The organism is Coriobacteriia bacterium, from assembly GCA_018368455.1.
Classification (GTDB): domain Bacteria; phylum Actinomycetota; class Coriobacteriia; order Coriobacteriales; family UMGS124; genus JAGZEG01.
This window is the reverse complement of record JAGZEG010000008.1, coordinates 83,487-97,197: the sequence shown is the minus strand read 5'-3', so window position 1 is coordinate 97,197 and position 13,711 is coordinate 83,487. Positions and strand designations below refer to the sequence as shown.

General features: G+C 65.7%; 9 protein-coding genes and 1 pseudogene. 8 read left to right on the top strand and 2 right to left on the bottom strand.

The window, feature by feature from the left end; translation table 11 throughout:
• Nucleotides 1-106: 106 nt before the first annotated feature.
• Nucleotides 107-1,234: a 5-methyltetrahydropteroyltriglutamate--homocysteine S-methyltransferase gene (locus tag KHZ24_06520; GenBank protein MBS5450852.1), complete on the top strand. Its 1,128-nt coding sequence runs from the start codon at nt 107-109 to the stop codon at nt 1,232-1,234.
• 117 nt (nt 1,235-1,351) lie between these two features.
• Here the strand turns inward: KHZ24_06520 and KHZ24_06515 are convergent, their stop codons facing one another.
• A complete protein-coding gene (locus KHZ24_06515; protein MBS5450851.1) occupies nt 1,352-2,896 on the bottom strand; it encodes a purine/pyrimidine permease in 1,545 nt (514 codons plus the stop codon).
• Between the two features lie 179 nt (nt 2,897-3,075).
• Nucleotides 3,076-4,494: a guanine deaminase gene (gene guaD, locus KHZ24_06510; protein MBS5450850.1), complete on the bottom strand. Its 1,419-nt coding sequence runs from the start codon at nt 4,492-4,494 to the stop codon at nt 3,076-3,078.
• 1,097 nt (nt 4,495-5,591) lie between these two features.
• On the opposite strand from guaD, the pseudogene KHZ24_06505 reads away from it, so the two are divergent.
• The 7 genes and pseudogenes from KHZ24_06505 (at nt 5,592) to KHZ24_06475 (ending at nt 13,574) form a co-directional block, all read left to right on the top strand.
• Nucleotides 5,592-6,386 (top strand): annotated as a pseudogene (locus KHZ24_06505) (2-keto-4-pentenoate hydratase).
• A gap of 264 nt (nt 6,387-6,650) precedes the next feature.
• Nucleotides 6,651-7,844 (top strand): aminotransferase class I/II-fold pyridoxal phosphate-dependent enzyme, encoded by a 1,194-nt coding sequence (locus KHZ24_06500; protein ID MBS5450849.1) that lies wholly within the window; start codon nt 6,651-6,653, stop codon nt 7,842-7,844.
• Nucleotides 7,845-8,319: 475 nt separating this feature from the next.
• On the top strand, nt 8,320-9,555 hold the full coding sequence (locus KHZ24_06495; protein MBS5450848.1) for an ABC transporter substrate-binding protein: 1,236 nt from the start codon (nt 8,320-8,322) through the stop codon (nt 9,553-9,555).
• 183 nt (nt 9,556-9,738) lie between these two features.
• Nucleotides 9,739-10,665, top strand: coding sequence for a branched-chain amino acid ABC transporter permease (locus tag KHZ24_06490; protein MBS5450847.1), 927 nt, complete (start codon nt 9,739-9,741; stop codon nt 10,663-10,665).
• Between the two features lie 3 nt (nt 10,666-10,668).
• On the top strand, nt 10,669-11,958 hold the full coding sequence (locus KHZ24_06485) for a branched-chain amino acid ABC transporter permease (protein MBS5450846.1): 1,290 nt from the start codon (nt 10,669-10,671) through the stop codon (nt 11,956-11,958).
• Entirely contained in the window at nt 11,955-12,869 is a 915-nt protein-coding gene (locus tag KHZ24_06480; GenBank protein ID MBS5450845.1) for an ABC transporter ATP-binding protein, read from the top strand. Before KHZ24_06485 ends, KHZ24_06480 begins: the two co-directional genes overlap by 4 nt.
• A complete protein-coding gene (locus tag KHZ24_06475) occupies nt 12,870-13,574 on the top strand; it encodes an ABC transporter ATP-binding protein (protein MBS5450844.1) in 705 nt (234 codons plus the stop codon).
• Nucleotides 13,575-13,711: the final 137 nt, after the last annotated feature.

The window sequence follows — 13,711 nt, the reverse complement described above, 5'->3', positions numbered from 1 at the left end:
TCCCAATTCCCTTTTGCTTCGCTATTGTTTGCTCGCAATCAACGAGACCACACCGCAGGCGGTCTGCCGAACCCGGCAATACGCCTGCTCAGGGAGGAGACCCGCTATGAGCACGATTCACGCCCCGCAGCGCTACGACGTCGTCGGCAGCTTCCTGCGCCCCGACTACCTGCGTGCGGCCCGCGCCGCGTTCGAGCGCGGCGAGCTACCGGCAGAGCAGCTCAAGCAGACGGAGAACAAGGCGATCCTCGATCTCATCGCCAAGCAGAAGGCCGCGGGCCTACACGTCATCACTGACGGGGAGTTTCGCCGCCTGACCTGGCACCTCGACTTCATGTGGGCGTTCGACGGCGTGGAGCGCGTGGCGTCCAAGACGGGCAACACGACGTTCCAGGGCGAGGCCGCGGCCATTCCCGACGTGCACATCTGCGGCAAGCTTGGCGTGCACGACCACCCGTTTATCGAGCACTTCAAGTTCGTGCAGGCGCAGGAGGACGAGCACACGGTTGCCAAGCTCACGATTCCCGCGCCCGGCCAGTTCTACGCTATCTTCACCGGCAAGACGGAGCTGGAGAACACGCTGCGTCACTACGAGAGCGTCGAGGCGTTTGCCTCCGATGTCGTTGCCGCCTACGTGCAGTTCGTGCGTGACTTCTACGCTGCGGGTGGGCGCAACCTGCAGCTCGACGACTGCACGTGGGGCGGCTTCGTCAACCCCGAGGTGGCGCGCCAGCTGACGGGCCTCGACGGCGTGGAGCTCGCCGCGTACAAGAAGCTGCTCGTCGACATCAACAACGCCGTCATTGACGCGCGGCCGGGCGACGACCTCACCATCACGACGCATGCCTGTCGCGGCAACTACCACTCGACGTACTTTTCGAGCGGTGCCTACGACGCTGTGGCGCGCCCGCTGTTCACCGACGAGCACGTCGACGCGTTCTACCTCGAGTACGATGACGAGCGCTCTGGCGGGTTCAAGCCGCTGCTCTTCGTGCCGCGCGGGACGAAGGTCGTGCTGGGCCTCGTCACGACGAAGCGCCCCGAGCTCGAAGACAAGGCTGCCGTCATCGCCCGTATCCGCGAGGCCGCGCAGTACGTGCCGCTCGAGGACCTGTGCCTCTCTCCGCAGTGCGGCTTTGCGAGCTGCGAGATCGGCAACAAGCTGACCGAAGAGCAGCAGTGGGCCAAGGTGGTGCTCGTGCGCGAGATTGCCGAGGAGGTTTGGGGCGCGTAGGAGTGCCCTCTCCTCTTCCTAGGCGGCCTCCCTGCACAAAAAGTGCCCCGCATCTCGCCATTGCGTACAGGCGGGAGATGCGGGGCGCTCGTGTCGGGCGTTGATGGGGGCTGACGTCTACTTCGACGCAGCCTCGATACGCGCCTCAACGGCCGTGCGCTCGGGCAGCGCCTTGTTCAGCACGATGGCCACGAGGGCGCTCACGGCGATGGGCGAGTTCAGCAGGTACTGCAGCAGCTCCGGGGCACCGGCAACGAGGGTGTCGGGAATGAACAGCAGGCCGACGGCCACGGCGATCGGCACGCCGATGATGTAGAGCTGACGCTCGCTCAGCGGCTCGGACTTCATCTGGCGGAAGCCGTTGAGCATGATGATGGCGCACACGACGGCAAACACGCCGCCGATGACGGCCGCCGGGATGGCCATGATGAGCGCAGACAGCTTGCCGATGAACGACAGGGCGATGAACCACAGCGCGGCGCACACGAACACGCGACGGCTGGCGACGCCGGTGATGGAGATGATGCCGGCGTTCGTGGAGTAGCCGGTCACGGGCGTCGTGCCCATGAGGGCGCCCACGAAGCAGCCGATGCCCTCGCCGATGACGCCGCGGTTGATCTGCTCGTCGCTCAGCGGCTTGCCGATGACGGAGCTCACGGCGTACCACGTGCCGGTCGTCTCGGCGAGCAGCACGAGGAAGATGACGAGCATCGTGAGGATGGCCGAGGGGTCAAACGCGAGGCCGTAGTTGACGAACGCGATGTGCGGCAGGCTGAACAGCGGCGCGGCGGCGACGGAGCTCAGATCGAGCCCGCCCATCATCCAGGCGACGACGCAGCCGGCGGCAAGCGCGATGATGACGGAGCAGATGCGCAGCGGGCGACCCACCTTGGGCTTGTAGACGCCCAGCATGGAGAACAGGATCATGACGCTGGCGGAGACGCAGGCCAGGATGACGTTCTGGCCCATGGTCATGCCGTTGCCGGCTGCGCCCTCGATGAAGATGTTGCTCGAGAACGCCGAGGGCAGCAGCGTGAGACCGACGATCATGATGACGGTGCCGCTGACGATGGGCGGCACGAAGCGGTGTACGGCCCGCTTATACAGGCCCGATAGTCCGAGTAATATGACGCACGCCGCGCCGACGAGGCAGGCGCCGAACACGGCTTCGAAACCCTGCGTGCCGGCGTACAGGCCGATGATGGCGCCGACGGGTACGAACGAGGGACCCTGGCACACGGGCAGACGCAGGAAGAACAGCACCTGGATGAGCGAGGCGATGCCGGCACCGAGGAACGTCGACTGGATGAGGCCCGTCGAGACATCGCCGGTCAGCGCCAGCGACGTGGCGATGATGAACGGCGGCACGTAGACGTCCATGGCGAGGACGTGCTGCAGGCCGAGCAGGAAGGCCTGACCGACGGGCACCTTCTGGTCGACTCCGACCGTGAGGCCCGTCGAGGGGTGGGGCGCGTCGGGGTCAGCGACTGCGGTGGCCTGCGTGCTTGGGCTTGGCTGGGCCGCGGGCGCCTGCGTGGAGGCTGCCTCCTTCCCGGGGGTAGCGACGTCTTTCGTGACGTCCGATTCGCTCACGGTGTTTCCTCCTTCTCTCGTGCACGCCTGCGCGTGCCGCCTCGCGCTCCGCGGCGTCACGGGGCCCATTTGCCTGACAGCTGGGGAACCCGTGCCCTTCGAGCGCATTTTTACGAGCTCATTCTATACGCGCGCCAGCCCGCTTACGCACGTCGAAACCCCTCTTTGTGGGACTAAACGCACAAGGGCGCGCCACGGCCTCGTATGCCGTGGCGCGCCCTTTGTCCGCATCGGTCCGCGGGCCCTTTCTATGCTCGCTTGCTGACGAGACGACCCTGTGCCCACACCTGGCGGATATTCTCCGGCGTTGCCAGGTAGAGGATGCGATCGAGCACGTCGCGCGGAGCGGAAAAGACGTCGAAGCCGGTGAGGTCGGCGCCGGGCAGCTGCGTGTCGATGACTTGCGCGTCGAAGGCCTGTCCGACCTCGAACGTGCCCACCGGCAGGTGGAGCGCCTGGCCACCGCCGGCCGTTGCGAGCCACAGCGCCTCGACGGAGCTGATGCGGGCGGGCTGGCCGAGGCCGCGCTGCTCCTGGGGAACCGAGGCGTCCACGCCGTCCTCGAGCATGCGCGAGACCATGACGGCGTGACGGATGTTGTCGTAGAGGCTCGGCGAGAAGCCGCCCGAGATGTCGGTGCCCAAGCCTACGTAGACGCCCTGGGCGCGCAGGCGGCGGATGGGGGCCGTGCTGTTGGCGAAGTAGGAGTTCGAGATGGGGCAGTGGGCGACGGCGGCACCGGTCTTGGCGAACAGCTCGCCGTCGGCCTCGGTGAGGAACGTGCAGTGCGCCATGACGGCCTTCTCGCGCAGAAGGCCGAAGTCGTAGAGGGCCTCGGCGTCGGACTTGCCGAAGCGCGCCATGACGAAGTCGTGCTCCCACTGGCCCTCGTTGCAGTGCGACTGCACGTAGGCGTCGTGGCGCTCGGCGATGCGGCCGAGGCCGGCGAGGCCCTCGTCGGTGCAGCTCGGGATGAAACGCGGCGTCACGGCCGGGTAGACGCCCTGCGGCGCGTCGGGTGCCAGCAAGGCGATCTCGGAGATGAACGTCTCGGTGTCGGCGAGCGCCTGGGCGGTGGAAGCGTCGCGGTAGAAGTCGGGGTTGGCGGCGGGGTCGTCCATGACGACCTTGCCGACGATGGCGCGCTGGCCCTGCTCGGCGCAGATGCGGGCGAGCTCGATGGACGAGGCCAGGTGGTTGCTCGAGAAGTAGGTGCACGTCGTCGTGCCCAGGCTCAGCAGGTGGGACACGAGGTCGGTGTAGACGCGGCGGGCGAAGTCGAGATCGGCAAAGCGGGCCTCGAGCGGGAACGTGCGCGTCTGCAGCCACACGTCGAGAGGCTCGTCCAGGGCGATGCCGGCCTGGGGCCACTGCGGGGCGTGCACGTGCAGGTCGACGAAGCCGGGCAGGCCGTAGTAGCCCTGCGGCAGCTCGACGAGCGTGCCGGTGTTGCGGGACGCCGCGAGGCGTTTGCCGTAGTCGGGCGCTTCGGGATGCGTGACGGAGGCGATGACGCCGCGGGCGTCCACCTCGATGAGCACGTCCTCGAGCAGCTCGAACTCCCCGTAGCGCGGCGTGTGGAAGAACGACCCGCGAAACGTACGCGCCCTCGAGGTCGTTGCGCCCGCGTCGTTCGTTTGCGCTGCCGTGCTCGTCTCGTTCGCCATGCTCGCGCATCCTCTCTCTTCTGGTTGACCATCGCTTGCCGCGATTGTACCGCGGGCTGGCTTCCGGCCTGCCTGACGTTGCTGTCGTGCACCGAATGCGGGCTGGCGGGCACCTGCGTAGCTTGGTCGATGCCAAGTGGGCACGCGACCGCCCTTTCTGCCGTTCTGCCAGTCCAGAGAAGGAAGAAAACCCGTCCTGCTGGTCAAAACACCCCTACTTTGCGAGGCGATGGGATGATTCTGAGTCGCGAAAGCCCCTCTGCTCGTCCGGCTCTCCGAGCTCACCTGCGGTTTTCCTTTTGCTGGCATGTCCCACTGTTCCTGGGGACTCGCAAAGCGCGGTAGTTTTGGCCAAACAGGTGGGGCGCGAGCATTATTAGATGCCTGCGCGGGGTACCCCGAAGCTCCGGGTTCTGACAGCTTGCCCCGGATGTCATTGGGGCTCGCTTTCCGCCTGTTCCGCAGGCAATTCGGAAGTAGGTTGATGCTTTGCCGGAACGAAAAGGCTGTCAGCCCGCACTCGGAGGAGGCGTCGTGCTCGGCGGAGACGCCTCCTTACGGATTCTGTGAGGGTCTGTACCGGTGCACGCTTCAAGACTTGACGAATGCCGAGTAAAGGTCATCATACTCGCCAATCGCCACGGCGGGGGATCGCCCCGTCGGCGACCGAGTGATTCCCATTTTCGAAAGGTACCGCGATGAGCTGCTCGTTTGCCCAGATTCAGATTCGAATTACCAGCGCCATTATCTAGGGCGGGCCAGCGCATACATTCAGCTGACCCGTTCCATACGGGCAGCTGACGAGGATCAGGGGCTGTCGGAAGCACACATCCGCGGCCCCTGGTTCTTTTTGTATGCGCGTTTCCTCGTGCCACCTGCGGCGCCTACGCCTTTTGCGTCAGACGGCCGCGCCTGTGGCGCCCGGATGCCTTGTGGCTCGCCCGGCCGGCGTGACGTGCCTAGCTTATCGGACGCGCGCTCGTTTCCCGTCGCAGGGGGTGGCGCGCGACAGCAGAAGGGAAGGTCGATCGATCATGGCATGTGGATGCGGTTGCACGAAGGACGCCGGCACCTCCGACGCCGCCAAGAAGGCTCCTGAGCTCACCGCTCGCCAGCAGGAACTCGTCGACGCGCTCTACCAGGCATACGCCGCCAACTGCGCCGGCACGAACGCCCCGCTGACGATGGCCGACTGGGAGGACGTCGTCTCCGATGACGACACCGCCTACGCCGTCCAGGACGCCGTCATGGCGAAGAAGGGCGCTCCGGTCGCCGGCTACAAGGTCTCGCTCACCTCGGAGGAGACCCAGAAGATGTTCGATTCCACCTGCCCGCTCTATGGCGCCCAGGTGGCCGAGCGCTTCGTCGCTACTCCGTGCGAGCTCGACCTGTCCAAGCTCAACGAGCCTCTCGTCGAGGTGGAGTTCTGCTTCAAGGCCAAGGAGGATCTGAGCCCCGACGACACGCCCGAGCAGCTGCTGGCCAAGTGCACGGTCGCCGGCGACATGGAGGTGCCCGACGCGCGCTTCGCGGCTTGGTTCCCCACGCTGTCGAAGTACCTCGTCATGAGCGACTGCGCCGTGGGCGGCTACGTCCTCTACGGCAAGGAGGTCGACGGCAGCGAGCTCACGGTCGAGGGCATGGCCGGCTACCACGCGAAGTGCTATCACGACGGCGCGTTCGTCAAGGAAGGCGACTCTTCTGAGATCCTGGGCAACCCCGTCCTGTCGATGAAATGGCTCGTCGAGAAGCTCGCGAGCCAGGGCAAGCACTTCACGGCCGGCATGCGCGCTTCCGTGGGCACCGTGTTCGTCCCGCCGCACTTCACGGCCGGGACGTGGCGCGTCGAGTGGGACGGCCCGTTTGGCACGCTTGAGGTTACGGCGAAGTAACTGAGGTCCCGGCACAAACTGTGGGAAGGTCGCAGGCAGGCCTACGGGCTCTGCTGGCGTGGCCTGACCCGCAGCTGTATGTGGGTGGCAAGCGGGGGCGGGCTGGTCGCGTGAGACAGGCCCGCCCCCGCTTCGTTACGTCTGCGTGATATCACGGCCATCCCCGCGTTCTCTGCGAAGCCAAGGGCTATGCTCGCCTCCATCGCCCCTGTGTTCGGTGTGGGGCATCCCACTCGCACGCTTTCTCCCCGAAGGGAGTCCTCCATGCCAAGCCTGTCAAGGCGCACCGCGAGTTTCACCGACTCGGTCATCCGCCGCATGACCCGTATCTCCGACGAGGCGGGGGCCATCAACCTGTCGCAGGGCTTTCCCGACTTCGACCCTCCGGCGGCCATCACGCAACGCCTGGCAGAGGTCTCCCGCGAGGACTTCAACCAGTACGCGGTCACCTGGGGTGCGCGCGACCTGCGCGAGGCCATCGCGGCCAAGCAGTCCCGCTGGATGTTCGGCGTCGAGCCCGGCCAGGCTGGCGCCATCGACCCCAACGCGGAGGTCGTCGTGACCTGCGGCTCGACCGAGGCCATGATGGCCGTAATGATGAGCGTGGTGAACCCCGGGGACAAGGTCATCGTGTTCTCGCCGTTCTACGAGAACTACGGGGCAGATGCCATCTTGTCGGGAGCCGAGCCGGTCTATGTTCCCCTGGTGCCCCCGAGCTACGACTTTGACCCCGAGCTCCTGGAGCGGGCCTTTGCCGAGAACCATCCCAAGGCCCTCGTGCTGTGCAACCCCTCAAACCCGTGCGGCAAGGTGTTCACCCGCGCCGAGCTGCAGGTCATCGCCGACCTCGCCACGCGATACGACGTTTTCGTCATCACCGATGAGGTCTACGAGCACATCGTGTACGCACCGCACGTCCATACCTACATGGCGAGCCTGCCGGGTATGCGCGAGCGCACCATCAGCTGCAGCTCGCTGTCGAAGACCTACTCCATCACGGGCTGGCGCCTGGGCTATACGATTGCAGCCCCCGAGATTACGGAGCGCATCAAGAAGGTGCACGACTTCCTGACGGTTGGCGCGGCCGCCCCCTTGCAGGAGGCCGTCATCCCGGGCTTGCAGTTCGGCCAGGAATACTATGACGAGCTCACGGCTCTGTATACGAGCAAGCGCGACCTGCTCTGCGACGGCTTGGAGCGCCTGGGCCTGCCCCACAACCGACCCGAGGGCGCCTACTACGTGATGGTCGACATCTCGGAGTTCGGCTACGACGGCGACCTGGCGTTCTGCACCGAGCTCGCGCAGAAGGTGGGGGTCGGGGCCGTGCCGGGATCCAGCTTCTTTGCCGAGCCGGAGCACCGTTACATCCGCCTGCACTTTGCCAAGCGCGACGAGACGCTCAACGCGGCCCTCAACCGTCTGGAGGGTCTGCGGGCAAAGATACATCCCCGTAGATAGCGAGGGGCGGAAGGGCCTGCCTTGTCTTTCCGCCTTGCAAGTGTTTCCGAAATGTAACGATTGCCTGCAGGCGGCATAGGAATCCCGGAATTGGCTGGATTAGACCTTGACCAGAAACAAAAACGGGCGATAGTACCCGACTAACGTTTAACGCCGACGAGATTGGTAGGGTTTTGGCCATGCAGCAGGTAGGTGGGCTTCACCTCGTAATTAGCCTCCTTATTAGCTAGCACGGGCCGGCTCGTCGCCGCTGCCCGTGCTTACCTCACGGGCAGCTAAAGGGGAACCGGAAGCTGTCACACCAAAGACGGCTTCCGGTTCCCCTTTTTTGTTAAGCGTCGCGGGAATGGATCCACCGGTTTCACCAGCGTCCTATTGGCACCACACCCCACCACACCCCTGATGAGGCACGAAGAAAGGAACGTGAGCAGCAATGGCAATGGAGAACGCAACCGCACGCACCTCGGCCGCCGCCATGAGCAGGAGGTCGTTCCTCGGCCTGGCCGGCTTCGCCGTCGTCTCCCTGGCAACGGCGGGCCTGGGCCTGAGCGCCGGCGCCACGGGCGCACTGGCCGATGACGGCACGATCAAGATCGGTACCATCTCGACGAACACCGGCACGGCCGCCGCGTACGGCGAGGGCAACATGCAGGGCTACCAGCTCGCCGTCAAGGAGATCAACGCCAACGGCGGCATCCTGGGCAAGCAGGTCGAGCTCGACAGCCTCGACGACAAGGGCGACGCCACCGAGGCGTCCAACGCCTTCAACAAGCTCCAGGGCGACTCGTCGGTCTGCGCCATCCTCGGCCCCACGATCTCGGCGACCTCTGCGGCTGTCCAGCCGCTGGCCGACCAGGACAAGATGGTCTGCCTGCTGCCTGTCGCCACGGCCGACTCGATCCAGACGGGCTCCTACGTCTTCCGCGCCTGCTTCAAGGACTCCTACCAGGGCCAGGTCGCAGCTCAGTTCGCAAAGAACACGCTGGGCGCCACGAAGGCCGCCGTGCTGTACTCCTCGGGCGACGCCTACTCCTCGGGCCTGCATGACGCCTTCGTTGCCGAGGCCCAGAAGCTCGGCCTCGAGGTCGTGAGCGAGCAGGCCTCCTCGTCGATGGACGACACCGAGTATTCCTCGCAGCTCGGCATGATCATCGCCTCGGGTGCCGACTTCCTGTACGCGCCGTACTACTTCACCTCGGCGGGCCCCTACATCATCCCACAGGCGCGTCAGAATGGCTTCACCGGCCCCATCATGGGCGGTGACGGCTTCGACGGCATCCAGAACGTCATGAGCGGCGATCCTTCGCAGTACAACGGCGTGTACTACACGAACCACTTCGCGCCCGATGACCCCTCCGAGGCCGTTCAGAACTACACGAAGGCGTTCAAGGCCGAGTACGGCGACGACCAGCAGCCCAACTTCCTGAACACGCTGGCCTACGACGCCGTCTACATGATGAAGGCCGCCATCGAGAAGGCCGGCTCCGCCGACCGCGAGGCTATCCACGCGGCCATGACCGGCATGACGTTCACCGGCGTCAGCGGCACGTTTACGCTCGACGCGAGCGGCTCGCCTATCAAGGACGCCGTCGTGCTCGAGTACAAGGACGGTCAGCCCGCCTACAACTCGACGGTCAAGGCCGCCGGCTCCGCCTCTGACGGCGAGGCTGCTGGCTCGGCCGCGGGCGACTCGGCCAAGGCCGACAAGTAGCAGCTCTAAGGCGTGGGGGAGGGCTCCGGGTGACGACCGGTGCGCCCTCCCTCATTCTGCGTTTGCGGCGCGTCTTGCGCGGGGTGCACGGGCGGGGAATCGAAGCCTCCCATGCACGCCACGCGCGGCACGCCGAAACCGCTCACCGTACGGTTTATGACGAAGGAGACGAAAGGAGGACCCATGGACCCGCAGCTCGCCCTGTTCATCCAGCAGCTGCTCAACGGCCTGAAGATCGGCAGCGTCTACTCGCTCGTCGCTCTGGGCTATACGATGGTCTATGGCATCATCCGCCTCATCAACTTCGCCCACGGCGACTTCATCATGGTCGGCGCGTACGCGATGCTGTTCGCGATACCGGTCATGATCGCCGCCGGCGTCCCGGCGTGGCTGGCCATCGTACCGGCCATCGTCGTGTGCGTCATCGTGGGCGTCCTTGTCGAGAAGGCGGCGTACAAGCCCGTGCGCGAGAAGGGCAACTCGATGACGGCACTCATCACCGCCATCGCGATGAGCCTGCTGCTCGAGAACCTCTCGCAGACGCTGTTCGGGGCGAACCCCCAGCCGATGCCCACGTTCCTCCAGGTGCCGACGTTCAAGGTCGGCGGCGTTACCATCCCGGGCGTGACGCTCGTGACCATCGCGATCGGCATCGTCGTCATGGTGGCGCTGCAGATGTTCGTCAAGGGCACGAAGACCGGCAAGGCCATGCGTGCCGTCTCCGAGGACAAGGAGGCGGCCACGCTGATGGGCATCAACGTGAACTCGACGATCACGAAGACGTTCGCGATCGGCTCGGGCCTTGCCGCGGTGGCCGCGCTGATGTACTGCGCCTCCTACCCGCAGGTCACGCCGACGCTCGGCGTCATGCTCGGCCTGAAGGCGTTCGTGGCGGCCGTGCTCGGCGGCATCGGGTCCATCCCCGGCGCCATGGTGGGCGGCCTGACGATCGGCGTCGTCGAGAGCCTGACGAAGGCGTACATCGGGCCGCTGACCGGCAATCTCATCACCTCGGCGTTCTCCGACGCTGTCGTGTTCCTCATCCTGATCGTCGTTCTGCTCGTGAAGCCGTCGGGCATGCTCGGCAAAAACGTCGGGGAGAAGGTGTAGGCCATGGCTCGCTCACTCATCCTTCCCGGCGCCGGCAGCGCCCGGCCCCAGGCGTCGCGCACCATCAAGGCCAACTACCTCATCAACGCCATCGCCGTCGTCGCGATGTTCTTCGCGCTGGTGGGCTTCGACCAGTCCGGCGCGATGACGAGCTACGTCAAGGGCATCGTCGTCGTGTCGTGCATCGCCGTCATCATGACGACGTCGCTCAACCTGACGCTGGGCCTGCTCGGCCAGCTGACGCTGGGCTGCTGCAGCTTCCAGATGATCGGCGCGTACACGGCGGCCCTGCTGTCAAAGCTGATGGTCGCCAACGGCGTGCTCGTCGACGCCGAGATCGCGCGCTTCCTGCTCGTGACGCTGGCGGCCGGCCTCATGGCGCTGCTGTTCGGCATCCTCGTCGGCATCCCGGCGCTGCGCCTGCGCGGCGACTACCTTGCCATCATCACGCTGGGCTTCGGCGAGATCGTGCGCGTCGTGCTGCAGAACCTCAAGTTCGCCGGCGGCCAGGGCCTCGACCAGGGCCAGGCCGGCCAGGCGCTCGTCGGCATCGACCGCCTCGCCGACAACCATCTCTATATAGTGTTCTGGATCATGGTGGCCACGGTGGCGTTCCTGTTCCTGTTCGCGCGCTCGCGCTTCGGCCGCGCCGTGAAGTCCATCCGCGAGGACGAGATCGCGGCGGGAGCCTCGGGCATCAACGTCACGTTCTACAAGGTGCTTACGTTCGGCATCTCGGCGTTCTTTGCGGGCATCGCCGGCAGCATCTTCGCCCAGCACCTCGGCACGCTGCAGCCCGCCAACGCTGGCTGGCTGCAGTCGGTCAACTACGTCATCATGGTCGTGTTCGGCGGAATGGGCTCCATGACGGGCTCCGTGCTGGCAGCCGTCGGCCTGACGCTGCTGCCCGAGGCCCTGCGCGCCTTCGCCGACTATCGCATGCTCGTGTACTCCGTGGCGCTCGTGCTCGTGATGATCTTCCGCCCGCAGGGCATCTTCGGCAGCTGGGAGTTCTCGCTGAGCCGCCTGCTGCGCCGGATATTCGGCGGTCAGGGCGGCTCGGGCCAGAGCCAGGGCGGCCATGCGGTACTGTCGGCTTCGTTTGTCGATCCGAAGGGCGTCGAGCCGGCACCGATCTCTGACATCGGCGCGGCCGGCGCCAACCCCGACATCGCGGGCGGCGACGACATCTCGCACAGCCCGCACGGACGGCCGCCCGTCAAGCGCGGCGGCATCACGACGAGTGTCGGAGGACTGGGCAGGCGGATGGCGAGCGGGGAGGTGCGCGCATGAGCGATACGACGACGGGGACGAAGGCCGCGGGCGAGCCTGTGCTGCGTGCCGAGCACCTGGGCATCTCGTTCGGCGGCCTCAAGGCGGTCCAGGACTTCAACATGGAGATCGCCAAGGGCGAGCTCGTCGGGCTCATCGGCCCGAACGGTGCCGGCAAGACGACGGTGTTCAACCTGCTCACGGGCGTGTACCAGCCCACGGAGGGCGCGTACTACCTCGAGGGCAAGCGGATGAACGGCAAGAAGACGCACCAGGTCGTGCGGGCCGGCATCGCGCGCACGTTCCAGAACATCCGCCTGTTCAAGCAGATGAGCGTCGAGGAGAACGTGCTCGTCGCGTTCAACGAGAGCTACCACTACGGCATGGCGAGCGCCATCTTCCGTGGGCGGGCGTACTGGCGCCAGGAGGCCGAGAAACACGAGAAGGCACTCGATCTGCTGCGCATCTTTAACCTGGAGGGCGAGGCCTCGAGCATGGCGGCCAACCTGCCTTACGGCAAGCAGCGCAAGCTCGAGATCGCGCGTGCTCTTGCGACGGGCATGAAGCTACTCCTGCTCGACGAGCCCGCCGCCGGCATGAACCCCACGGAGACGGCCGAGCTGCTCGCGTGCATCAACGAGATCCGCGACCGCTTTGGCATTGCCATCCTGCTCATCGAGCATGACATGAGCCTTGTCATGAAGGTGTGCCAACGCATCACGGTGCTCGACTACGGCCAGACGATCGCCAGCGGCCTGCCGGAGCAGATCGCCAGCGACCCGCGCGTCATCGCGGCCTACCTCGGCAAGGATGACGAGGACGAGCAGGATGCCGTCGCCATGGCGCAGCGCGCGCATGCCGGCGTGGCCGCCGCGAGCGCGAGCGGGGCGTCCGACGCGCGCCCGGAGGCCGCGAAGGGAGGCGAGGCATAAATGCTGGAGGTCAAGGGCATCAACGTCTCCTACGGCGCCATTCACGCCATCTATGACGTGAGCCTCACGGTCAACGACGGAGAGGTTGTCTCTCTCATTGGGGCGAACGGTGCGGGCAAGACGACGACGCTGCACACGATCACAGGCCTGGTGAAGCCGACGAGCGGCACGATCACCTATGACGGCCATGACCTGCGCAAGGTTCACCCTCACAAGATTGTCTCGCTCGGTATGGCGCACGTGCCAGAGGGACGCCACGTGTTCACGCGCATGACGGTTCAAGAAAACCTCGAGATGGGAGCGTACTCGCGCAGTGACCGCTCCGAGGTGTCGCGCAACCTTGCCAAGGTGTATGAGTACTTCCCACGATTGCTCGAGCGCAAAGGGCAGCTTGCCGGCACGCTGTCGGGCGGCGAGCAGCAGATGGTCGCCATGGGGCGCGCCCTGATGAGCTCGCCGAAGATCGTGCTGATGGACGAGCCCTCGATGGGTCTTTCGCCGCTGCTGGTGAAGGAGATCTTCTCCATCATCCGCACGCTGCACGACCAAGGCATCACGGTACTGCTCGTGGAACAGAACGCCAAGATGGCCCTGTCTATCGCCGATCGCGCCTACGTGCTTGAGGCCGGGCATATCACGATGCAGGGCAATGCAGACGATCTGCTGCACGACGACAAGGTCCGCAAGGCATACCTGGGTAACTAGCTGGGCGCGGAGTGTCCCGCATCGGGCGGGCGCTCATCTGGCCCCCCGGATCTGGCGATGCCGCGCTGCGAATCAGTCCTGTCCGGGTGTCTTTCGGTCGTACAATGGGCTCCAACTGAATGTGAACGCGGCCCTGC

What these genes read in the sequence shown, in the direction of transcription:
- KHZ24_06520 (MBS5450852.1), top strand. Translation starts at nt 107, where the DNA reads ATGAGCACGATTCACGCCCCGCAGCGCTACGACGTCGTCGGCAGCTTC.
- KHZ24_06515 (MBS5450851.1), bottom strand. Translation starts at nt 2,896, where the DNA reads ATGGGCCCCGTGACGCCGCGGAGCGCGAGGCGGCACGCGCAGGCGTGC.
- guaD (MBS5450850.1), bottom strand. Translation starts at nt 4,494, where the DNA reads ATGGCGAACGAGACGAGCACGGCAGCGCAAACGAACGACGCGGGCGCA.
- KHZ24_06500 (MBS5450849.1), top strand. Translation starts at nt 6,651, where the DNA reads ATGCCAAGCCTGTCAAGGCGCACCGCGAGTTTCACCGACTCGGTCATC.
- KHZ24_06495 (MBS5450848.1), top strand. Translation starts at nt 8,320, where the DNA reads ATGAGCAGGAGGTCGTTCCTCGGCCTGGCCGGCTTCGCCGTCGTCTCC.
- KHZ24_06490 (MBS5450847.1), top strand. Translation starts at nt 9,739, where the DNA reads ATGGACCCGCAGCTCGCCCTGTTCATCCAGCAGCTGCTCAACGGCCTG.
- KHZ24_06485 (MBS5450846.1), top strand. Translation starts at nt 10,669, where the DNA reads ATGGCTCGCTCACTCATCCTTCCCGGCGCCGGCAGCGCCCGGCCCCAG.
- KHZ24_06480 (MBS5450845.1), top strand. Translation starts at nt 11,955, where the DNA reads ATGAGCGATACGACGACGGGGACGAAGGCCGCGGGCGAGCCTGTGCTG.
- KHZ24_06475 (MBS5450844.1), top strand. Translation starts at nt 12,870, where the DNA reads ATGCTGGAGGTCAAGGGCATCAACGTCTCCTACGGCGCCATTCACGCC.